Raw genomic sequence first — 20,382 nt, forward strand, 5'->3', positions numbered from 1 at the left:
TGGTCACAGGCGCAGCGCGGGGTCCATCCGCTCGATCAGGGTGTCGAGAGTGATGGGCAGGTCTCGCACCCGGACACCGCACGCGTGGAACACCGCGTTGGCGATGGCAGCAGGCGACCCCACGATGCCGATCTCGCCGATCCCCTTGCTGCCCATCGGGTTCAGATCGTCGTCGTGCTCCTCGACCCAGATCGCCTCGATGTCGGCGACGTCGGCGTCCACCGGGACGTGGTACTCCGCGAGGTCGGCGTTGAGGAAGCCGCCGTGTCGTCGATCCACGATGCCCTCCTCCATGAGTGCCATGCCGATACCGAACACCATGCCGCCCAGGAGCTGTGACCGAGCCAACCGAGGGTTCAGCACACGGCCCACGGAGAAGACGCCCAGCATCCGCGTCACGCGGACCTCCCCCGTGTCGACGTCGACGTGCACCTCGGCGAAATGGGCGCCGAACGCCTGCCGCGCCAGCGCCGCACGCTCCTCGAGGTCGTCGGTGGTGTCCGCGGTGGCCGTCGCACCCGGTGCGAGGTCTCCGTCCGCGCGCAGCGCACGACAGGCCTTGGTCACCGCCCAGCCCCACGACGAGGTACCCGAGGACCCGCCTGCGCCGGGCGCCGTGGGCAGCGCACTGTCCCCGACGTGGATGTGGACCCGGTCCAGCGCGACCTCGAGCGCGTCGGCGGCGATCTGGGCGAGCACTGTTCGTGCGCCGGTACCGATGTCCGACGCGGCGACGGACACGTCGACCGTCCCGTCGTCACGGACGGTCGCCCGCGCCGTGCTAGGCGACGTCATCGCGGGGTAGGTCGCCATCGCGACGCCGGTCCCGACGAGGGTGCGTCCTTCTCGGCGTATCGCGGGCCGCGGGTCACGACCGGCCCAACCGAAGCGCCGCGCGCCCTCCTCGAAGACGGCGCGGACGGTACGTGAGCTGTAGGTCTGCCCGTCCGCGGGATCGACCGAGGGCTCGTTCCGCAGCCGCAACTCGACGGGGTCCGTTCCGAGCGCGTGGGCCAGTTCGTCCACCGCGCACTCCAGAGCGAACATGCCGGGCGCCTCACCGGGAGCGCGCATCCAGCGCGGTGTCCCGACGTCCAGCGCGACCGCGCGATGCGTGGTCGAGACGTCGTCGATGTCGTACACGTGGCGACTGCCCTCGGACGTCTGCTCCACGAACTCCATCACGGTGGAGGTCTGCTGGAGCGAGTCGTGCAGCAACGCCGTCATCGAGCCGTCCGCGTCCGCCGACAGTCGGACCCGCTGGATCGTCGGCGTCCGGTAGCCGACGAAGTCGAAGGTCGACCGGCGTGGAACCGGAAACGAGACCGGCCGACCCACGACGGACGACGCCATGGCCGCGACGACCGCGTTCGGTCGCGTGCTCCCCTTCGATCCGAAGCCGCCGCCCACGTGCCGGGCGATGACGCGCACGGCGTCCGAGTCGACGCCGAAGAGCTCGGCGAGATCTCCGGCCACGCCGGACGGCGCCTGCGTCGAGTCCCAGACCGCGAGGGTCGACCGGTCCTCGCTCCACGCGGCGATCGACGCGTGCGGCTCCATGGGCGCATTGTGTTCGGGCGGCGTCGTGTAGCGGACGTCGACGCGCACCGCGGACTCCTCGAAGCGCCGCTCCGGTTCCCCGGTGACGACATCGGTGTCGAAGCCCGCGTTCACCTGCTCGGGTGCGTAGATGCCCGGGTGATGCTCCCGTAATTCGTTGTCGCACTGGCGACTCTCGTACGTGACGTCCAGAACGGAGGCCGCACACGTCGCCTGCTCCGACGTCTCCGCCACGACCACGGCGACGATCTGCCCGCGGTAGGCGACGACATCGGACTGGAGCACCTGCAACTCGCCGTCCCCGGCGGACCCGAGCGTCGGAGCGTTACCGTGCCACAGCACGGCGAGGACACCCGGAAGCGTCAGCGCCGAGGCGCGGTCCACGTCCAGCACGCGCCCCGCCGGAACGGCGGCGCCGACGATCGCCGCGTGGGCCGGTTCTCCGCCGACGTCCTGGTACTCCGCCGCGTACCGAGCGGCTCCGGTGACCTTGTCGCGGCCCTCGAGCCGCGCGACCGGTGTTCCCGTGACGGTCATCGGGTGGCCGCCTCGTCTGCGGCCGCGTCGGCGAGGGACATCACGGTGGAGGCCACCGTCGACGCGAGGAGCGACAACTTGTAGACGTTGTCGGGGAACGTGTGTGCCGCCGCGAGCTCGTGCTCCATCGCAGCGATCACGCCGCTCCGGGACGGGATCGCCCCGAGCAAGTCGGACTCCGCGACCGTGGCCCGCCACGGCTTGTGGGCAGCTCCGCCGAGCGCGATGCGCGCCGTGGTGAACACCCCGTTCTCCACGACCACGACGGCGGCGACCGACACCCTCGCGAAGGCGTAGGACGCACGGTCCCGCACCTTCCGGTAGGTCGAGCGCGCACCGGGTGGAAGCGGCGGTATGTCGAGGTGCGTCACCCACTCGTCCTGTCGCAGAGTCGAATCGCGTTCAGGTGCGGACTCGGGAAGCCGATGCAGATCGGCGAACCGGATCTCGCGCACTCCGTCGGTCCCGACGACGGTGACAGTGGGATCGAGCACCGCGAGACCCACGGCCATGTCCGAGGGATGGGTGGCGATGCAGTGCTGCGATGCGCCCAGCACCGCGGCGTTGCGCCGATCGCCGTTCAAGGCCGAGCAGCCCGAGCCCGGTTCACGCTTGTTGCACGCGGTGTCGACGTTCATGAAGTACGGACAGCGGGTGCGCTGGAACAGGTTCCCACCTGTGGTCGCCATGTTCCGCAGTTGACCGGACGCACCCGAGAGCACGGCGCGCGACAGGACGGGAAACTGCGAACGCACGACGGGGTCGGCGGCCAGATCGCTGTTGCGAACGAGGGCCCCGACGCGCAGACCCGGCACCCCGCCGCCACTGCCGTCGTTCCACTCGATGTCCGCCAGGGCCAGACCCGTGATGTCGACGAGCCGGTCCGGGGTCTCGATTCCCAGCTTCATCAGATCCACGAGGTTGGTTCCGCCGGCCAGCACGCGGGTGGACCCCTCGGCGAGTGCGGACGCGATGGTCGACGCGTCGGCGGCACGGTCGTACGCGAAGGTTCTCACTGTTCCGCGCCCGTCTCCATCGTCCGATCGGATCTGCCGCCGACGTTCTCTCGCACGGCATCGACGATGTTGGGATAGGCGCCGCACCGACAGATGTTGCCGCTCATCCGTTCACGGATCTCCGCGTCCGAAGCCGTCGGCACGCTGTCGAGGTCCTCGGTGACGGCGCTGGGCCATCCGTTCTTCACCTCGTCGAGGACAGCGACGGCGGAGCAGATCTGACCGGGGGTGCAGTAACCGCACTGGAACGCGTCGTGCGCGAGGAACGACGCCTGCACAGGATGCAGGTCCTCTCCGTCGGCGAGCCCCTCGACGGTGGTGATCTCGTCGTCCTGCGCCGCGACGGCCAGCGTCAGGCAACTGACCACGCGCCGACCACCGGACAGCACCGTGCACGACCCGCACTGGCCGCGGTCGCATCCCTTCTTCGACCCGGTCAGCCCGAGCCGTTCACGGAGCGCGTCGAGGAGGGTCGTCCGGACGTCGCACTCGATCCGGTGCTCCTCGCCGTTGACCGTGAGGCGTACTGCGACATCTCCTGTGGCGAGGCTCATACTCCGGGCTACCCTGCGCTCCCGCCGTCAAACCGTCCCCGGAACACCGGACTACAGGGGCAGGGCGCTCTCACGCACGGCGTCGGGCGCGTCGACCGGGGGCACGATGCGTCGGAACCACTCGGTGCCGAACGCGGACGCGAGATCCTCGTCCGACATGGGGATGAACGGGCCGAAGTCACCGATCTGCGACTCGTGCACCACCATCGCCGCACGCTTGGCGGCCAGGACACCGGACACGTCCACCGCGGTGGTGAGTTCCGACTCGGGCAGGCCGAACGCCTCGATGTCGAGCTGCGAGGCGTCCTCGTTCTCGCCCGGATCCCAGTTGGGGTTCGCCGTCATCATCTCGCGCATGCGGTCACGGTTCATCGTCGCCTCGTAGACGAACGGCACCTCGGCGATGGCCGCGGCGCGCACCCCCACGTGGTGCACCTGCACGTGGTCGGGATGGCCGTAACCACCGTGCGAGTCGTAGACCGTCAGGACACGGGCCTGCTCCTCGACGAGAACGTCCGCGAGCCGCCGAGCGGCCTCCTCGACATCCACGTTGGCGAAGGCGTGCGGGTTCGTGTTGCCCTCGGTCCCGGCCATCCCCGAGTCCGCGTATCCCAGCAGGACCACACGCTGCGCACCCAGCACCTCGGCCGATCGCTCCAGCTCGCGCTGCCGACGATCGTGCAGCGACTCGCCCTCGGTCAACAGGCCGTCGGGCACCTCACCGAGCGCACCGTCCGTCGCCGTCACCAGCACCACTCGGTGGCCGGCGTCGGCCGCCGACCGCATGATCCCGCCGGTGCCGAACACCTCGTCGTCGGGATGGGCATGAAAGCACACCAACACACTCATCGGCAGATGGTCGCACGGGCGCGGTGCGCGGGCTCGATCACGTCGGGTGTCGACCCGCCGCGTCGGTGCGCCGACAGATCGTGATTGTCGCCGTCGCTTCCGGGGAACGCGATGCGTCATGACGCAGAGGAACGAGACGGTGGACGACGTGTGGGACGACTGGAAGGACGCGGTCACCATGACGCGGAAGGAGCTCGAGGACTGGCTGACGACCGACGAGTCCCGCTCCGTCGGTGACTCGAAGGACGGTGAGTCGACGGGGCACGAGATGGGGCGGCGCATCACCTCGATCCTGGACACGAAGAAATCCGATCTCACGGACGACGACGTCGCCGCGATGCGCAAGGTCGTCGGATACGTGCACCGACATCGCGCCCAGGGCCCCTCGAAGGACGTGGAGCACTCGCGGTGGCGCTACTCGCTGATGAACTGGGGACACGATCCGCTGAAGTGACACCCACGTCAGATGAGGAGCAGGCATTCGGAGCCGATCGGCGTTCGGATGTTTTCTTCTCTCGATTCGGGATATTCACGACCTAGCTCGTCGGCGTGTTCATCACTCACGGTGTTCGACGGCCCGCGTACTTCCGCCTGCTCTCGACATACCCGCGGGCCCGACGTTCTGTCCGATCCGGTCTCCAGCCGACCTCGACTTGCACCACCGACAGTAGCGAGACGTCGTTCAGTCACCAGCGACGACTCGGAACGCACGATCCGAGGGACGGATTCCTCATGCGCATCGCCATGGTGTCAGAACATTCCAGCCCGCTCGCCGCGCCGGGCGGTATCGACGCCGGGGGGCAGAACGTCCATGTCGGATGCCTCGCCGTCGCCCTCGTCGCCCGCGGCCACGAGGTGTCGGTGTTCACCCGACGCGATTCGCGCGAACAGCCCGACGAGGTCGTCGTCGACGAGGGCTACCGCGTCGTCCATGTTCCAGCGGGTCCGCCCGAGCCGGTACCGAAGGACGAACTACTGCCCCACATGGGCGACTTCGCCTCGCACCTGGCCGAGCGCTGGACGCGAGACCGACCCGACGTGGTCCACGCCCACTACTGGATGTCGGGCTTCGCGACCCAGCTCGCGGCGCGTCCGCTCGCGATTCCCACCGTGGTGACGTTCCACGCACTCGGTGTGGTCGAGCGTCGGCACCAGGGCACGCGGGACACGTCGCCGCCGAGCCGACCCAAGATCGAGCGGCTCATCGCACGCGGAGCCGATCACGTCGTCGCGACGTGCTCGGACGAGGTCACCGAACTGGTCCGGATGGGCATACCGCGCCGACGGGTGTCGGTGGTGCCGTGCGGCGTAGACCTCGAGAAGTTCCAGCCGGCGCCGGTCAGCTCTCCCGGCCCCGCGCGACGGCGGCGGTTGGTCGCGGTCGGCCGTCTGGTGCCTCGCAAGGGGTTTCGACCTGATGATCGCGGCTCTCGCGTCGATTCCGGACACCGACCTCATCATCGCCGGCGGCGAGCGCAGCGACGTCTCGGACGACGACGAGGCTCGACGCCTGAAGCAGATCGCGATCGCCCACGGTGTGGCCGACCGCGTCCGCCTGGTCGGGCAGGTCTCCCGTGAGGCGATGCCCGACCTTCTCCGCTCCGCCGACATCGTGGTCTGCACTCCCACGTACGAGCCGTTCGGCATCGTGCCGCTCGAGGCGATGGCGTGCGGGATCCCTGTGGTAGCCACCGCGGTCGGCGGTTTCCTCGACACCGTGATCGACGGTGTCACCGGCGTGCTGGTTCATCGCCGCACACCTGCCGCCGTCGCCGACGCCGTCCGTCGCCTGCTGAACGACGAGGGTCGACGCACCGGCTACGGCATGTCGGCCGCCGATCGCGCTCGCGCCCGGTATTCGTGGGAGCAGATCGCCGTCGACACCGATCGGGTCTACCGGTCATTGCTTCCGGAGCCGACCTCCACCGACACCGCGGACGTATCGGGGGACGACCAGCTGGACCGGGTGTGAGGCCCTGTCACCAGCCCGCGACGAGAACGCGTCGGCCGTCCGTACCGATGCTGCTCATCGGGGCTCGATACCCTGAAAAAACCCCGTCAAACTCCCCACCCGGCGCTCGGAGCCGGTGTGGCATCGGTCGGACTCGGCTGCTTGAATGGCCTTTCTGGACCGAACACCGAAAGGCAGGACATCCGATGTCGATCGCCGAGAACACCACGGACGCATTCCGTGTCGACACCGAATGGCACGACGACGCAGCGATCCTGACAGTCGTGGGCGAACTCGATCTGGCCACCGCGCCGATTCTTCAGGACGCGGTGGACGCCGTACGGACCACGGCGTCGAGCGCGCTGATCATCGATCTGACGGGTGTCGATTTTCTCGCGTCGGCCGGTATGACCGTGCTGGTGACCTCGCATCAGGCGGTGGGCGACGACGTCGCCTTTCGCCGTCGTCGCCCGCGGTGCGGCCACCGCTCGCCCCCTGCAGTTGGTCGGTCTCGACGAGACGTTCCCCGTGCTCGACACCCGCGAGGCGGCGCTCGCGGCCGTCACCACGTCCGGTTCGCCCGTCGACCTCGCATGAGCAGCGCTCCCGGTGTGAGGACCGGGCACGCGTGGGGTACTCCTCCCCTCGTGATCGACGACGCGACGACTGAGCACCACCAGCCCCCCACCCAGTTGTCCCTCACCGATCTCGACGCCGAACCGCAGCGCATCACCGACGCTCGCGTCCGCTTCGGTGCGTGGTTGACGCACACGCCCTTCGACACGGCGCGGACGTACGACATCGTGCTCGCCGTCTACGAGGCGATGGCCAACGTCGTCGAGCACGCCTATGCCGCCACCACCGGTCGACGCGTCTTCGACCTCCAGGCCACCTACGACTCCGCGCGGCTCGAGGTCGCCGTCCGTGATCACGGGACGTGGTCCGACTCGTCGCCGGGGGCCCCTCCGTGGCCGCGGTCTGCCGCTGATCGAGACCCTGTCGGACGACGTCACGCTGTCGTCCGCCGACTCGGGCACCACCGTGACCATGGCATGGGACGTGGCACCGACATCCGGCATCGACACCGACGATCAGGTCTCGTAGACTCGTACGCGATTGCTGAGGCTCCCCGTGAGTCTCTCCTCCTCCAGCCCCGGGGAGAGCATTACCGCTCTCGTCTCACCGGAGGCTTCGTGACTGCACTCTCGTCCCACGCGTTCGACTCCCCGCGCCGTGCCACGTCGAGAACGGCGATCGATGCCCTCGATCTCGGTCCCGACCTCGCGCAGGCCGCCGAGGCGGCACGCCTGGCCGCGTTGGCCCGGTACGACGTCGAGCACACCGCCGCCGACGGCGCCTTCGACCGCATCGCCCGCCTCGCGGCCCGCTGGTTCGACGCGCCGTACGCGTCCGTGTCCATCATCGATGCCGACCTGGTGCGGTTCACCGCCACCTACGGCGACGGGCTCCCGGACCACACCGAACGTCACGACGCCCTGTGCACGATGGCGATGACGCACGACGGGCCGTTCGTCGCGTCGGACACCCTGGCGAACCCGGCCACCGCCGGTAGTGCCTTCGTCCGCGGCGATCTCGGCATCCGCTTCTACGCCGGCGCCCCCATCGTGACCGCCGACGGCTTTCGGCTCGGCACGGTCAACGTCTACGACGTGGTGCCACGCACGGTGTCCGACGATCGCGCGGACATCCTGATGGAACTGGCCGACATCGCGATGGACGAGTTCGAGTTGCGACTGTCGGCCGCGACCACCGTGCGCGCCGAGCGGGAACTCCGCACGCGCGCCGAGGCGGACTCCGCGATCATCGGTGACTACGCCGCCGTGCTGCAGCGCACGCTGCTCCCACCCTCCCTTCCCACCATCGAGGGTCTGACGCTCGCGTCGCACTACCACGCCTCGTCACCGCTGCAGGTCGGCGGCGACTTCTACGACGTCTTCGCGCTGGGCAAGGACCGGTGGGCGTTCTTCCTCGGCGACGTCCAGGGCCACGGCGCCGGCGCCGCGGCCGTCACCTCGCTGGTCCGCTACACCCTGCGGGCCGCGGCGCTGCACCACGACGATCCGACGGAGGGGCTCGCCGAGCTCAATCGACTGTTGTTGATGGACACCTCGCATCAGCGTTTCTGCACCGTGCTGTTCGGTGTGATCACCCCGGATCCTCGCGGCGGTTTCCGCGTCACACTGGCGACGGGCGGGCACCCGCCCGCCCTGCTCCTCGATCCCGCTCGCGGCGAGGTGCACGAGATCCGTTCCAGTACAGGCATGTTCGTCGGCGCTCTGCCGAACGCGACCTTCAGTGCGTGCAGTTTCCGGTTGCAGGAGGGGCAGACACTGCTGCTCTACACGGACGGCATCACCGAGGCACGTCCCGACGGGCGCACCATGTTCGGCGAGGACGGTCTCGCGCAGTTCACGCAGGCCCGCCTCGGACTGTCCACGACGAAGATGGTCGAGGATCTGGTCGCCCTCATCCCCGACCTCTCTCCGATCGACGACATCGCCCTACTCGCGCTGGGCGCCTGACCGGGCGTGGTCGCGCAGCAGGCGTAGCGCGCGTTCGATGGTCGCGGCCAGGACGTCCTTCGGGTCGCCCTCGAAGACCACGCGCTCCGCGCTGGTCGTCCCGTGGTCGGCGATGCCGAACCAGACCGTTCCGGGTTCCACGTCCTCGTTCGTCTCCGGTCCCGCCTCACCGGTGACGGCCACGGCGAGATCCGCGCCGAGCGCCGACGCCGCTCCGCTCGCCATGGCCGTGGCGGCCTCCTCGCTCACCACGGGGCCGCGGGGTACCTGCAACAGCGAGTACTTCACCTCACTGGCGTAGGCGACGATCGACCCGCGGAACCACGTTCCGGACGACGACGCGCGGCCCAGGTTGGCAGCGATGTTCCCGGCGGTGAGCGACTCGGCGGTGGCGATACGGAGGTCGCGTTCGAGTGCGAGTTCCGCGATCTCCGAACAGAGCTCGGCGAGATCCTCGTCGGTGTCGACGCGCTGCTCCGGTTCGGCCGCCTCGCCCTCGATGAGTTCCTCGTGCCCGGCATGCTGCGACACGCGACTTCGGGACGTACGACTTCGGGACATGTGACTTCGGGCTTCCTCTCGACGTGATGCGCGGACCGGTAGTCCTTCCCGCTCCGTCCGGTGACAAACATCCCCGGCACGCGCGGAGGATCGGCGCTAGCGTTGAGTCATGCCAAGCCTTCGCGACACCATTCGAACCGAACTCGAGGTCCGTCCGACCATCGATCCCGCAGCGGAGATCGACACGCGGGTGGGCTTTCTCGCCGACTACGCCGTCGCCACCCGAACTGCCGGCTTCGTACTCGGCATCAGTGGCGGACAGGACAGCACACTCGTGGGACGCCTGTGCCAGCTCGCCGCGGAACGCGTTCGCGCCGGCGGCGGCGACGCGACGTTCATGGCCGTACGACTCCCCTACGGTGAGCAGGCGGACGAGGCCGACGCGGCGATCGCGCTCGATTTCATCCGCCCCGACACCACGGTGACGGTGGACATCAAGCCGTCCGCGGACGGCGCAGGCGTGGCAGCTGCCACGGCCCTCGGAGTCGATCGACTGCGCGACTTCGTTCGCGGCAACATCAAGGCACGCGAGCGGATGGTCGCCCAGTACGCGCTCGCGGGCGAGCGGAACCTGCTCGTCGTCGGTACCGATCACGCTGCCGAGGCCGTGACGGGGTTCTTCACCAAGTACGGCGACGGCGGTGTGGACCTCACACCGCTGACCGGCCTGACCAAGCGCCAGGGTGCGGCCCTGCTGCGCGAGCTCGGTGCCCCGGAGAGCACGTGGAAGAAGGTACCCACGGCCGACCTCGAGGACGACCGGCCGGCGCTGCCCGACGAGGAGGCACTGGGTGTGACGTACGCCCAGATCGACGCCTACCTCGAAGGCGAGGACGTACCCGACGAGGCCGCCGCCACCATCGAGAACTGGTTCGTCAAGACCCGGCACAAGCGCACCACTCCGGTCACCCCCAGTGAGACGTGGTGGCGCTGACCGTCTCGGTCGGTCGGTGTGATCTCGCTCCGAACGGGTAATCCCCCTCACAGCGCTCGAGAAGTGAGGCGTCGACGCATTCCGGTGTTTCGACAGGAGATGAACAGATGGACATCGACACGGTGGTCTGGACCGAGACCGGTCCGCGGCAGGAATGGTGGGAGGCCGTGATGGCACGGTGCGGAGCGGAGACTGCACGACCGGTTCCCCTCGACTCGGCACCCTCCCGCCGAGAACGACCGGAGCATGCCGACACCCCGACCAGGCGTGCGGGCTGACCGGACCGACGAACGACGAAGCCCCCGAGGATCGATGATCCTCGGGGGCTTCCGTGTGAGTGGATCAGGAGATGCCGACGATGTCTTTCGCCAGCGCTGCCAGACGAGTCTGCGCGGCGGAGACCACCGAGTGGCGGTTCTTGTTGCGCTCCTCGTAGGCGACCACGGTGCGCAGATCTGCCGGATCGGTCAGTTCCTTGATCTCGGCGACTGCTGCGGCGACGTTCAGACCGTCGTAGTCGGCGATGGGAAGTTCGTGCTCCTCGAGCGTCCCGCCGGCCGCACGGGTGCGGTGGATCGCGTCGGCGACACCGGTCGCGCCGCCGTCACGAGTGACCTCCTCGGCCGTCTCGAGTGCCGCGTCGCGGCTCGCGGTGACGGTGTCGACGGCCAGTTCGGTCGCGCGCTGGCCGCGGCCGATGAGGGTGGACACCTTCGCGGGAACGTCCTTCGCCGTGCCGACGACGCGGTCGACACCTCGCGACGACCAGGTGACCGGCGTGTTGATGAGACGCACGGCAGCACCGGTGGCGGCCTGGATCGGCGTGCGACGCAGTGCGGCCGGTCCACCGAGGGCGTCCTCGGCGAGGACGGTGGTGAGCCACTCGACGGTCGCGGTGTGGGCGGTCACGAGATCGTCTGCGAGCGACACGACGCCCGGCGTGGACGCGGTCGTGGCGAGAGCCTTGACGTAACGGGCGCGGTCGAGCAGCTGGTGCTCCAGCGCGAGATCGCCGAGAAGGGCCTCGTCGAACGGCTGCGCCTGCTCGCCGATGGCCTTGAGCAGCGCGGTGAGGCGCCCGACGACGGGTGCGACGACGCCGGGGAAGCCGCCGAGTTCACGAATGGCGGCATCGATGCGAGCAGCGCGATCGCGTCCGTTCGACGCGTTCTGCAGCAGTTCCTCGCGGACAGCTTCCGTCCGAGCCTGTGCGACGCGGGTCTCGGCCACCTGAACCTCGGTGTTGGTGAGCGCGAGCAGAGCGCGAAGCTGGGCGACGAGCGTCGCCCGTTCGGTGTGTGCGGTGGTGCTGACCATGTGATGTGCCCCCTGTGATGGAAGTTGAGTCTCGGTGCAAGAGCAGCCGGAACGACCGCTCCGTGTCATTCGGTGACAGATCGTGGTTACCCGCCGGTACAACGGGGAAACGCAGTGTGACGAGGCACATTCCCCGCGATCGAAGGAGTTCTCATGGCCGACGAACTGGACGAGACGATGCTCGACTCCGTGCAGGAGAAGATCGACGAGGCCAAGCAGGCGGCGGGAGACATCCCCGAGCGGCGTGAGGGCGGGCCGGATCAGGACGATCTCCACGATTCCTCCGACGGTGCCGCCGAACAGACCGGCGACGCGGCGGAGGCGACACTCGACGAGTTCCGCAACGCCGACGGTGACCGTGACGAGGGCATGACCGAGGGCGGCGGCGGAGGTCAGGGCGCCGCCTGAGTGGGCTGAGCGATCCGTCTCATCACGTGGGCGACCAGTCCGCTCCGCGATGCGTCGACGGTCTGTGTGCAGAGATCCGCGTTCACCGCGGATCTCTGCACACAAGTTCTCCGCCCGCGCGACGTGCGCCTCAGAGCTGCTCGAGGTGGCGGTCGAGGGCGTCGAGTAGCGGAACCTGCCCGCTCAGCAGCCGACGCCGCGCGGACTTCCGATCACACCACTCCACGCGGTCGACCTCGGGAAACACCAGCCGCCGCCCCGATCTGGGTGGCCACTCCATCTCCACACTGTTGCTCACGGCGGTCGAGGGGTCGAGTTCGCCGCGCACGGCGAACGCACGAACCGATTTGGCTCCGGACTGCGCGACCGTGCCGAGATCGATCCAGTCCCCGTCGGGCACCGGGGACCCGAGTTCCTCCGCGAACTCTCTGGCCGCCGCTGTGCGCGCATCCTCGGTGTCGGCGTCGTACTCGCCCTTCGGTATGGACCAGGCGCCGGCGTCCTTGCGCGCCCAGAAGGGTCCGCCGGGATGAGCCAGCAGCACCTCCAGCTCGCCCCCACCCCCGCGGAACAGCAGCACACCGGCACTCGTCCTCATTCCGGGATTCTGTCCGATCACGTTTTCTCGCGATCGTGTCGGGTACGCGGTCCGCTGCACGAAGCCTCCGTTCCACAGAGCAGTCAAGGAGCCGACACATGACAGACGTCGCGTCGCAAGGGTCGACACCGGCAGACGACCGGGACATCCTCACCAATCGTCAAGGGCATCCCGTCTACGACAACCAGAACCAGCGCACCGTGGGCTCACGCGGTCCGGCCACCCTCGAGAACTACCAGTTCCTCGAGAAGGTCAGCCATTTCGATCGCGAGCGCATCCCGGAGCGCGTCGTCCACGCCCGCGGAGCCGTCGCCTACGGCTATTTCGAGGCCACCGGGAAGTGGGGCGACGAACCCATCGAGCGGTACACCCGCGCGAAGCTGTTCGCCGAGGCCGGCAAGCGCACGGACCTTGCCGTCAGGTTCTCGACGGTGATCGGCGGGCGCGATTCGTCCGAGGCCGCGCGTGACCCCCGCGGCTTCGCGATCAAGTTCTACACCGAGGACGGCAACTGGGACCTCGTCGGAAACAACCTGGGCGTCTTCTTCATCCGTGACGCCATCAAGTTCCCCGACGTCATCCACTCGCTCAAGCCGGATCCGGTGACGTTCCGGCAGGAGCCCGCGCGCATCTTCGACTTCATGTCGCAGACGCCCGAGGCGACCCACATGCTCGTGAACCTGTTCTCCCCCCGCGGGATTCCGGCCAACTACCGGACGCAGCAGGGTTTCGGAGTGAACACCTACAAGTGGGTCGACGCCGAGGGCGAGACTCACCTGGTGAAGTACCACTGGATCCCGAAGGCGGGAGTCGCGTCGCTCACCGAGGCGGACGCCGCCGCGATCCAGGCGAACGATCTGGGCCATGCGAGCAAGGATCTGTACGAGCACATCGAGCGCGGCGATTTCCCTGAATGGGAACTGCGCGTGCAGGTGATGAGCGACGACGAGCATCCCGAGCTGAACTTCGACCCGCTCGACGACACGAAGGTGTGGCCGGAGAACGAGTTCCCGCCGAAGGTGGTGGGCCGCATGGTGCTGGACCGCAACGTCTCGAACCACTTTGCCGAGAACGAGCAGATCTCGTTCGGCACCGGTGTGCTCGTCGACGGCCTGGACTTCTCCGACGACAAGATGCTGGTCGGCCGGACCTTCTCGTACTCGGACACCCAGCGCTACCGCGTGGGGCCGAACTACCTGCAGCTGCCCGTCAACCAGGCGAAGAACGCGCGGGTGTCCACGAACCAGCAGGGCGGCCAGATGCAGTACTCGGTGGACAACACCGGCAGCAATCCGCACGTGAACTACGAGCCCTCCATCACGGGCGGTCTCCGTGAGGCCGAGTACCCGACGCACGACGAGCAGGGTCCGGAGATCCACGGCCGCCTCACCCGCAAGCGGATCGATCGCACCAACGACTACGAGCAGGCCGGTCAGCGGTACCAGCTGATGGACCAGTGGGAGAAGGACGACCTCGTGGCGAATCTCGTCGCGAACATCTCGGAGGCGACGCGCGAGGTGCAGGAGCGGATGGTCTGGCACTTCTTCATGGCCGACGACGAACTCGGCGCCCGCGTGGGAGAGGGGCTGGGCATCTCGGCCGACGACGTCCGCGGACTCGAACCGCTCGCATCGCAGACCCTGTCGGAGGAGGAGGACCGGCGGCGCGCGAATCTCGGGAAGAACGGCCCCCGCGACGTCGCCGACCTGCAGATGACGCACTGCGTCCCGAACGAACGCGCGACGACTGCCGGATGACGTCGCCATGACGCAGGTGTGGACAGCGTCACTCCGCGGGGTTATCGTCGGAGACGCAAGCCGAACAGGTCGTAGGACGAACTCGAGGCAGGTGGTGCGTATCAACACGGTGACGATGAGACACGTGTTCATTCCGACGCGAGGACGATCACGCGGAGCCTGTTCTCCGGATCGACTCGCACCATCCACATCAACCTGACAGAACCCCGGCGCCGTATCCGCGCCGGGGTTCTTCGTCGTTCGGGTCGGCCGATCAGCCGGCGTCGGGGTCCAACGTCTCCTTGATCTTGCCCATGACGCCCTTCTCCGTGCCGAGAGCCGCGTTCGACGGTTCGCCGAGTCCGCCGTCGTAGGTGGCGTAGAGCTTCGGGTCCGGCGGCGGTCCACTCTGCTTGTTGCCCAGCGGCTGCGGATCGGCGAGGAACCTGTTCTCGTGGCGGCCGTCGGGTGCGGTGCCGTGCGCCCACCGGCCCTTGTCGGACTCGGTGCCGTCCGACAGATGCCACAGCGTGCTCGCGTGCTCGTCGTACTCCTCGTCGAACAGGTCGTTCGGCGCCACCACACCCTCCAGACCGTCCGCCTGCAACTCCTCGATGGCCGCGAGCCACATGTTCTGGTGATACGTGTCGCGGGCGAGGTTGAACTCGAGCATGTTCTTGACACCGGGATCGTCGGTCATGTGCCACAGGCGTGCGGTCTGCACGCGGCCCTGCGCCTCCGCCGCGACGTTGGCGCGGAAGTCCGCCAGCAGGTTGCCGCTGGCGACGATGAAGCGCCCGTTCCACGGGACACCGTTGCTGTCGGCGAGGGTGGGTCCGCCGCCGGACACGATGGCCTGCTGCGGATCCATCCCGCCCAGCACCGCGGCGACGACGGGATCGGCGGCAGCGTTCTTGGTGGACTCGGTGGCCGGTGCGCCCTCGAGGAGCCGCGCGACCATGGTCGCGATCATCTCCACGTGACCGATCTCCTCGGTCGCGATGTCCATGATGAGGTCCTTGTACTTGCCTTTCATGCGACAGTTCCATCCCTGGAACAGGTACTGCATCGTGACGGTCATCTCGCCGTACGCGCCGCCGATCAACTCTTGCAGCTTTCGGGCGTAGACGGGATCCGGCTTCTCCGGCTTCACGTCGAACTGGAGGTGGTCGGTGTGACGGAACATGAAGGCTCCTGACAGTGCTCGGGGGTCGTGCTCTTGTCGCGCCCCGGCTACCCGGAGGCGGACCCGACAAACGACCCGGATCGCCGGATCGTGCGCGTGGGTAACGGCCCCGCGAACGGGTAACCGGCTGCGATGAGCACCGACCTGAACGACCCTGCGGCCCCGGGCGACTCCCCCGGTCTGCGTCGCGCCGTCACCGGCAAACTCCTGTTCGTCTTCATCCTGGGTGACGTTCTCGGAGCGGGCATCTACGCACTCGTGGGCGAGATCGCCGGCGAGGTCGGCGGTGCCGTGTGGGTGCCGCTGCTGGTAGCCCTCGCCATGGCCATGCTCACCGCGGCCTCGTACGCCGAGCTGGTGACCAAGTACCCGCGCGCAGGTGGTGCCGCCGTGTTCGCCGAGCGAGCCTTCGGACGGCCGGTGGTGTCGTTCCTCGTCGGGTTCTCGATGCTGGCGGCGGGTGTGACGAGCGCGGCAGGGCTGTCCGTCGCCTTCGCCGGTGACTATCTGGGCGCCTTCCTCGACGTCCCGACGGTTCCTGCCGCGCTGGTGTTCCTCGCCGTCGTCGCTCTGCTGAACGCGCGTGGCATCAAGGAGTCGATGCGGGCGAACCTGGTCATGACCGTCGTCGAGGTCAGCGGACTCGTCCTCGTCGTCGTCCTCGCCTGCATCGTGCTCGGTCGCGGCGACGGCGATCTCGGCCGCACCCTCGAGTTCACCGACGCCGTGAACCCTGCCGTGGCGGTCCTCGCGGCGGCACTGCTCGCCTTCTACTCGTTCGTGGGGTTCGAGACCTCGGCCAACATGGCGGAGGAGGTCCGGGACGTGCACCGCGTCTACCCTCGCGCGCTCTTCCTCTCCCTGGCGGCGGCCGGTGCGGTCTACGTCGCGGTCGGACTCGCAGTGAGTGCGGTCGTGCCCGCGAGCGACCTCGCGGACACCTCGGCGCCCCTGCTCGCCGTCGTCTCGGCCGCCGACGTCGGTGTCCCCGACAGGCTGTTCGGACTCGTCGCGTTGATCGCCGTTGCCAACGGCGCCCTGCTGACCATGATCATGGCCAGTCGCCTCACGTACGGCATGGCCGGACAACGACTGCTGCCCGCCGTCGCGGGCCGGGTGTTGCCACGGCGGCAGACTCCCTGGGTGGCCATCGTCGCGACCACGGTGGTGGCCATGATTCTCGCGGCCACCGGGACCGTCGCAGCACTCGCCGAAACCGTCGTCCTGCTGCTCCTGATCGTGTTCGTCAGCACCAACCTCGCCGTGCTGGTGCTGCGCAAGGACCAGGTGGACCACCCGCACTTCCGCACCCCGGTGATCCTTCCGGTGCTCGCTCTGATCAGCTGCGGCGTGCTCGCGACGCAGCAGACCGCGCAGACATGGCTGCGTGCCGGCGTGCTGCTCCTAGTCGGCGGCGTGCTCTACGCGGCGATGCGGTGGACACGGAGTTTGAGAAGTCCCGAAATCGTCAACACGTGACCTGTCTCCTGTAGAACGGGGACGTTCGATGTGTGTCCGACGCCGGAATTCCGGCGTCCGGTCGTGACGACTGAAAGGTAGACGATGGCTATCAACGACGACGACATCACCACTTCCGGAGCAGCAGGCGGCGAAGGCCCCGCCGACGGCGGCTCCAACCCGAACGGTCACGACGGCGGCGCCGACGGCACCGCGTCCAGCACGGAGGGCCCCGCCGACGGCGGCTCGAACCCGGGTGGACACGACGGCGGCGCGGACGGCTCCGCGGCCAGCGGCGAGGGCCCGGCCGACGGCGGCTCGAACCCCGACGGCCACGACGGCGGTGCGGACGGTACGGCTTGAGCCGACCGACCGATGACGAGCGCGGACCGGGAGACCGGTCCGCGCTGCGTCGTCTTCTGAGCATCGAGCCCCGCGCCTTCGCCGAGGACCACTGGGGTCGCGCGCCGCTCCTGACGCGCGCGGTCGATCTACCCGCTCCGTTCACCGATCTGCTGTCGACGGACGCCGTCGACGAGCTGGTGTCCGAACGCGGCGTGCGCACTCCGTTCGCCCGGATGGCCCGGAACGGCGCACTGACCGACCGCAGTCAGTTCACCGATTCGGGTGGCTTCGGGGCCGAGGTGACCGATCAGCTCGACTCCGCCGGAATTCTGGCGGCCTTCGCGGACGGCCACACCCTCGTCCTGCAGGGACTCCATCGACTGTGGCCTCCCCTCATCCACTTCACCGGCGACCTGGTCGCCGATCTCGGCCACCCGGTGCAGGTCAACTCGTACATCACCCCCGCGTCCTCGCGGGGATTCGATCCCCACTACGACGTGCACGACGTCTTCGTCCTCCAGATCGCCGGCGAGAAGCGGTGGATCCTGCACCCCCCGGTGCACGAGCATCCGCTGTCGAACCAGCCGTGGTCGGATCGCCGGGACGCCGTCGCCGCCATGGCGCGCACGGACCCGACCCTCGACGTCGTTCTGCGCGAGGGTGATTCGCTGTACGTTCCGAGGGGCTGGATCCATTCCGCCGAGGCCCTGGGTGACACCTCGATCCATCTGACCGTCGGAATGTCGGCCTTCACCCGGCACGACCTCCTGCATCACGTGCTGGGCACCCTCGCGGACGACGCGAGCTTCCGGGCCCCGCTGCCCGTGGGGCTCGATCTGACCGATCCGGACGCCGTCGTACCGCACGTGCGCGCGCTGATCGCAGATCTGACCGCGACCCTCGCCGACACCGACGGTCGAGCGCGGACGGCGGCAGAGCGTGTCGGCCGTCGCTTCGTCGAGGTCACGCGGCCGGCTCCGGTGCGTCCTCTCGAGACCGTGCGCACGATGGCCGGCCTGTCCGCGGCCACCGTGGTGACGTGGCGATCCGGGCTCGCCGCGCGGGTGACGCAGTCGCCCGAGTCGGTCGCCGTGACGACGCGGACCAAGACGATCACGCTGCCCTCGATCGCGGCGGACGCCGTTCGGCAGCTGCACAGCGGGAAAGACTGCGCGGTCGGCGACCTCACGGGTCTCGACGATCAGGACGCGATCGTCGTGGTGCGTCGCCTGCTCCGCGAGGGTCTCGTCGTCGCCCGATCGTGACGACGCCGGTGAGCACCACCGCGGCGTGGCACCCGTGCAGCGACAATGCTCGTGATCGGGGAGACACGTTGGCGGGAAGCGGTTCTCGCGGAGAACGATGGTTCCTCGTCGAGGTCGCGGGAAGTTGGGGCCCGTCGGCGTTCCTCGATTCCCCGTCCGTCCTCGATCCCGTACTGGGTGGAGCGCTCGTGCGCCGCATCGAGAGTGCCGGATTCCGCCCCCTCGCCGTCCGGGAGCCCGGCCGTCGCCGAGGCCGCGGCCGGTGGCGGTGGGCGTCGGTGGACGCACGGCCGGGGCACGAGAGCGTGCACCGGGGGGAGGTGTCCGACGCGGCCGAACTGCTCGACGTCCCGCTCGACGGATCGTCGGGTACCGCGTCGACGGAGACCATCGTGGCCGTGTGCACCCACGGCAGGCACGACCGCTGTTGCGCCGTCCGCGGTCGCACGATCCTCGGGCCGGCCGTGTCGGCGTACCCCGGCGAGGTGTGGGAGTGCTCGCACCTCGGTGGCGACCGGTTCGCCGGCACGATGATCGTCCTGCCGCACGGTCTCTACTACGGCAACGTCGACGACGCGGACGTCGTCCGCATCCTGCGCCGCCACCACGACGGACTCGTCACCCCGGAGTTCCTGCGCGGCCGCAGTGCGCTCTCGGGGGCCGTGCAGGTGGCCCAGCACGCCGCACGAACCGTCCTGCAGGACTTCGCCATCGACACCCTGCATCCCCTGTCGGAGGCTCCCGGCCCGGACGGTCGGCGACACGTCCTCCTCGACCACCACGGGGACACCGTCGAGGTGGTCCTCCAGGAGTCTCGGTCGGCGCCGATCCTCACCACGTGCCACGCCCGCGTCGCCGGGCCGGTGCGCACCCACGAGGTGGTGTCCGTCCGCCCGTCTCGGCCCCGCTGAGCGACCACTACTCTGGACCGGAGGCCGGTCGTACATCCGGAAGGGACACGTGTGGAACTCGTAGTACTGCTCGATGAGGACGGCCGTGCCATCGGCACCCACGACAAGGCCACTGTGCATCACGACGCCACACCGCTGCACCTGGCGTTCTCGAGCTACGTGATCAACCGCGAGCGCGAGGTCCTGGTGACACAGCGGGCGCACGACAAGCGCACCTGGCCCGGAATCTGGACCAACACGTGCTGCGGACACCCCGCGCCGGGTGAGCGTCTCGACTCCGCGGTTCTGCGGCGCCTCGATCACGAACTGGGTATCGGTGCGGACAGCGCGGCTCCGGTGCTCCCTTCGTTCCGGTACCGCGCCGTGATGGACAACGGCGTGGTCGAGTACGAGATCTGCCCGGTGTTCCTCGTCCTGCACGACGACAGGACCGTCGATCCGCGACCGGACGAGGTGGCCGACTACCGCTGGGAACCGTGGAACGAGTTCGTCGCGACCGTGTTGGCGGGCGAGAGCGATCTGTCGCCGTGGTGTCAGGACCAGGTCCGTCAGCTGCACGCCCTGGGTTCCGACCCTCTGGCGTGGCCCACCGGCGGCACCGAGTCCCTCCCACCCGCGGCACGCGTCGCGTGACGCACGGGTCGGGACGACGC

17 protein-coding genes and 3 pseudogenes are annotated in these 20,382 nt (G+C 68.9%); 12 read left to right on the forward strand and 8 right to left on the reverse strand.

Going from position 1 to position 20,382, the window contains the following annotated elements; translation table 11 throughout:
* Nucleotides 1-3: 3 nt before the first annotated feature.
* Genes QE397_RS12795 through QE397_RS12810 form a run of 4 tightly spaced genes read right to left on the reverse strand, consistent with a single transcriptional unit; the run spans nt 4 to nt 4,516 of the window.
* Entirely contained in the window at nt 4-2,097 is a 2,094-nt protein-coding gene (locus QE397_RS12795) for a xanthine dehydrogenase family protein molybdopterin-binding subunit (protein ID WP_307095123.1), read from the reverse strand.
* Complete coding sequence (locus QE397_RS12800; RefSeq protein WP_307095125.1) at nt 2,094-3,113, reverse strand: xanthine dehydrogenase family protein subunit M; 1,020 nt, start codon at nt 3,111-3,113, stop codon at nt 2,094-2,096. The genes QE397_RS12795 and QE397_RS12800 overlap by 4 nt, the downstream gene beginning before the upstream one ends.
* Nucleotides 3,110-3,667, reverse strand: coding sequence for a 2Fe-2S iron-sulfur cluster-binding protein (locus QE397_RS12805; protein WP_307095127.1), 558 nt, complete (start codon nt 3,665-3,667; stop codon nt 3,110-3,112). Before QE397_RS12805 ends, QE397_RS12800 begins: the two co-directional genes overlap by 4 nt.
* A 51-nt stretch (nt 3,668-3,718) precedes the next feature.
* Nucleotides 3,719-4,516, reverse strand: a complete 798-nt coding sequence (locus QE397_RS12810; protein ID WP_222627483.1) for a PIG-L family deacetylase — start codon at nt 4,514-4,516, stop codon at nt 3,719-3,721.
* 118 nt (nt 4,517-4,634) lie between these two features.
* On the opposite strand from QE397_RS12810, the gene QE397_RS12815 reads away from it, so the two are divergent.
* From QE397_RS12815 to QE397_RS21800, 4 genes and pseudogenes are all read left to right on the forward strand, one after another.
* A complete protein-coding gene (locus tag QE397_RS12815) occupies nt 4,635-4,970 on the forward strand; it encodes a DUF3140 domain-containing protein (protein WP_056447328.1) in 336 nt (111 codons plus the stop codon).
* A 278-nt stretch (nt 4,971-5,248) separates the two neighbouring features.
* Nucleotides 5,249-6,488: pseudogene (locus QE397_RS12820) on the forward strand (glycosyltransferase).
* Between the two features lie 185 nt (nt 6,489-6,673).
* Nucleotides 6,674-7,571 (forward strand): annotated as a pseudogene (locus tag QE397_RS21795) (ATP-binding protein).
* 263 nt (nt 7,572-7,834) lie between these two features.
* Nucleotides 7,835-9,010, forward strand: a pseudogene (locus tag QE397_RS21800) (PP2C family protein-serine/threonine phosphatase); the annotation flags it as partial.
* Here QE397_RS21800 and QE397_RS12830 read toward each other — a convergent pair.
* A complete protein-coding gene (locus tag QE397_RS12830) occupies nt 8,990-9,541 on the reverse strand; it encodes a CinA family protein (protein ID WP_307095131.1) in 552 nt (183 codons plus the stop codon). The pseudogene QE397_RS21800 and the gene QE397_RS12830 sit on opposite strands and share 21 nt — an antisense overlap.
* A gap of 139 nt (nt 9,542-9,680) precedes the next feature.
* Here QE397_RS12830 and nadE point away from each other — a divergent pair, with 139 nt between their 5' ends.
* Complete coding sequence (gene nadE, locus QE397_RS12835) at nt 9,681-10,505, forward strand: ammonia-dependent NAD(+) synthetase (protein WP_027503969.1); 825 nt, start codon at nt 9,681-9,683, stop codon at nt 10,503-10,505.
* A 342-nt stretch (nt 10,506-10,847) separates the two neighbouring features.
* On the opposite strand, the gene QE397_RS12840 is transcribed toward nadE, so the two are convergent.
* Nucleotides 10,848-11,822 carry a hypothetical protein gene (locus QE397_RS12840; protein ID WP_027503970.1) on the reverse strand — a complete coding sequence of 325 codons (975 nt, stop codon included), beginning with the start codon at nt 11,820-11,822 and terminating at the stop codon, nt 10,848-10,850.
* A 153-nt stretch (nt 11,823-11,975) separates the two neighbouring features.
* On the opposite strand from QE397_RS12840, the gene QE397_RS12845 reads away from it, so the two are divergent.
* Nucleotides 11,976-12,230 carry a hypothetical protein gene (locus QE397_RS12845; RefSeq protein WP_027503971.1) on the forward strand — a complete coding sequence of 85 codons (255 nt, stop codon included), beginning with the start codon at nt 11,976-11,978 and terminating at the stop codon, nt 12,228-12,230.
* Between the two features lie 130 nt (nt 12,231-12,360).
* On the opposite strand, the gene QE397_RS12850 is transcribed toward QE397_RS12845, so the two are convergent.
* On the reverse strand, nt 12,361-12,828 hold the full coding sequence (locus QE397_RS12850) for an NUDIX domain-containing protein (RefSeq protein WP_222627489.1): 468 nt from the start codon (nt 12,826-12,828) through the stop codon (nt 12,361-12,363).
* Nucleotides 12,829-12,926: 98 nt separating this feature from the next.
* Here QE397_RS12850 and QE397_RS12855 point away from each other — a divergent pair, with 98 nt between their 5' ends.
* Nucleotides 12,927-14,585, forward strand: coding sequence for a catalase (locus QE397_RS12855; protein WP_222638228.1), 1,659 nt, complete (start codon nt 12,927-12,929; stop codon nt 14,583-14,585).
* Between the two features lie 253 nt (nt 14,586-14,838).
* Here QE397_RS12855 and QE397_RS12860 read toward each other — a convergent pair whose 3' ends face one another.
* A complete protein-coding gene (locus QE397_RS12860) occupies nt 14,839-15,750 on the reverse strand; it encodes a manganese catalase family protein (RefSeq protein ID WP_307095137.1) in 912 nt (303 codons plus the stop codon).
* Between the two features lie 132 nt (nt 15,751-15,882).
* On the opposite strand from QE397_RS12860, the gene QE397_RS12865 reads away from it, so the two are divergent.
* The 5 genes from QE397_RS12865 (at nt 15,883) to idi (ending at nt 20,362) form a co-directional block, all read left to right on the forward strand.
* Nucleotides 15,883-17,229, forward strand: a complete 1,347-nt coding sequence (locus tag QE397_RS12865; RefSeq protein ID WP_307095139.1) for an APC family permease — start codon at nt 15,883-15,885, stop codon at nt 17,227-17,229.
* Nucleotides 17,230-17,313: 84 nt separating this feature from the next.
* Nucleotides 17,314-17,571 (forward strand): hypothetical protein, encoded by a 258-nt coding sequence (locus QE397_RS12870; RefSeq protein ID WP_027503975.1) that lies wholly within the window; start codon nt 17,314-17,316, stop codon nt 17,569-17,571.
* Nucleotides 17,568-18,818 (forward strand): cupin domain-containing protein, encoded by a 1,251-nt coding sequence (locus tag QE397_RS12875; protein WP_307095141.1) that lies wholly within the window; start codon nt 17,568-17,570, stop codon nt 18,816-18,818. The genes QE397_RS12870 and QE397_RS12875 overlap by 4 nt, the downstream gene beginning before the upstream one ends.
* Before the next feature lie 8 nt (nt 18,819-18,826).
* Nucleotides 18,827-19,729 carry a sucrase ferredoxin gene (locus QE397_RS12880; protein WP_307095142.1) on the forward strand — a complete coding sequence of 301 codons (903 nt, stop codon included), beginning with the start codon at nt 18,827-18,829 and terminating at the stop codon, nt 19,727-19,729.
* A 51-nt stretch (nt 19,730-19,780) separates the two neighbouring features.
* A complete protein-coding gene (gene idi / locus QE397_RS12885) occupies nt 19,781-20,362 on the forward strand; it encodes an isopentenyl-diphosphate Delta-isomerase (protein WP_027503978.1) in 582 nt (193 codons plus the stop codon).
* The last annotated feature ends 20 nt before the right edge of the window (nt 20,363-20,382 follow it).

The organism is Rhodococcus sp. SORGH_AS_0301, assembly GCF_030818285.1.
GTDB lineage: Bacteria > Actinomycetota > Actinomycetes > Mycobacteriales > Mycobacteriaceae > Rhodococcoides.

Coding starts and splice junctions, on each gene's coding strand:
- QE397_RS12795 (WP_307095123.1), bottom strand. CDS start 2,097: ATGACCGTCACGGGAACACCGGTCGCGCGGCTCGAGGGCCGCGACAAG.
- QE397_RS12805 (WP_307095127.1), bottom strand. CDS start 3,667: ATGAGCCTCGCCACAGGAGATGTCGCAGTACGCCTCACGGTCAACGGC.
- QE397_RS12810 (WP_222627483.1), bottom strand. CDS start 4,516: ATGAGTGTGTTGGTGTGCTTTCATGCCCATCCCGACGACGAGGTGTTC.
- QE397_RS12815 (WP_056447328.1), top strand. CDS start 4,635: ATGACGCAGAGGAACGAGACGGTGGACGACGTGTGGGACGACTGGAAG.
- nadE (WP_027503969.1), top strand. CDS start 9,681: ATGCCAAGCCTTCGCGACACCATTCGAACCGAACTCGAGGTCCGTCCG.
- QE397_RS12840 (WP_027503970.1), bottom strand. CDS start 11,822: ATGGTCAGCACCACCGCACACACCGAACGGGCGACGCTCGTCGCCCAG.
- QE397_RS12845 (WP_027503971.1), top strand. CDS start 11,976: ATGGCCGACGAACTGGACGAGACGATGCTCGACTCCGTGCAGGAGAAG.
- QE397_RS12850 (WP_222627489.1), bottom strand. CDS start 12,828: ATGAGGACGAGTGCCGGTGTGCTGCTGTTCCGCGGGGGTGGGGGCGAG.
- QE397_RS12855 (WP_222638228.1), top strand. CDS start 12,927: ATGACAGACGTCGCGTCGCAAGGGTCGACACCGGCAGACGACCGGGAC.
- QE397_RS12860 (WP_307095137.1), bottom strand. CDS start 15,750: ATGTTCCGTCACACCGACCACCTCCAGTTCGACGTGAAGCCGGAGAAG.
- QE397_RS12865 (WP_307095139.1), top strand. CDS start 15,883: ATGAGCACCGACCTGAACGACCCTGCGGCCCCGGGCGACTCCCCCGGT.
- QE397_RS12870 (WP_027503975.1), top strand. CDS start 17,314: ATGGCTATCAACGACGACGACATCACCACTTCCGGAGCAGCAGGCGGC.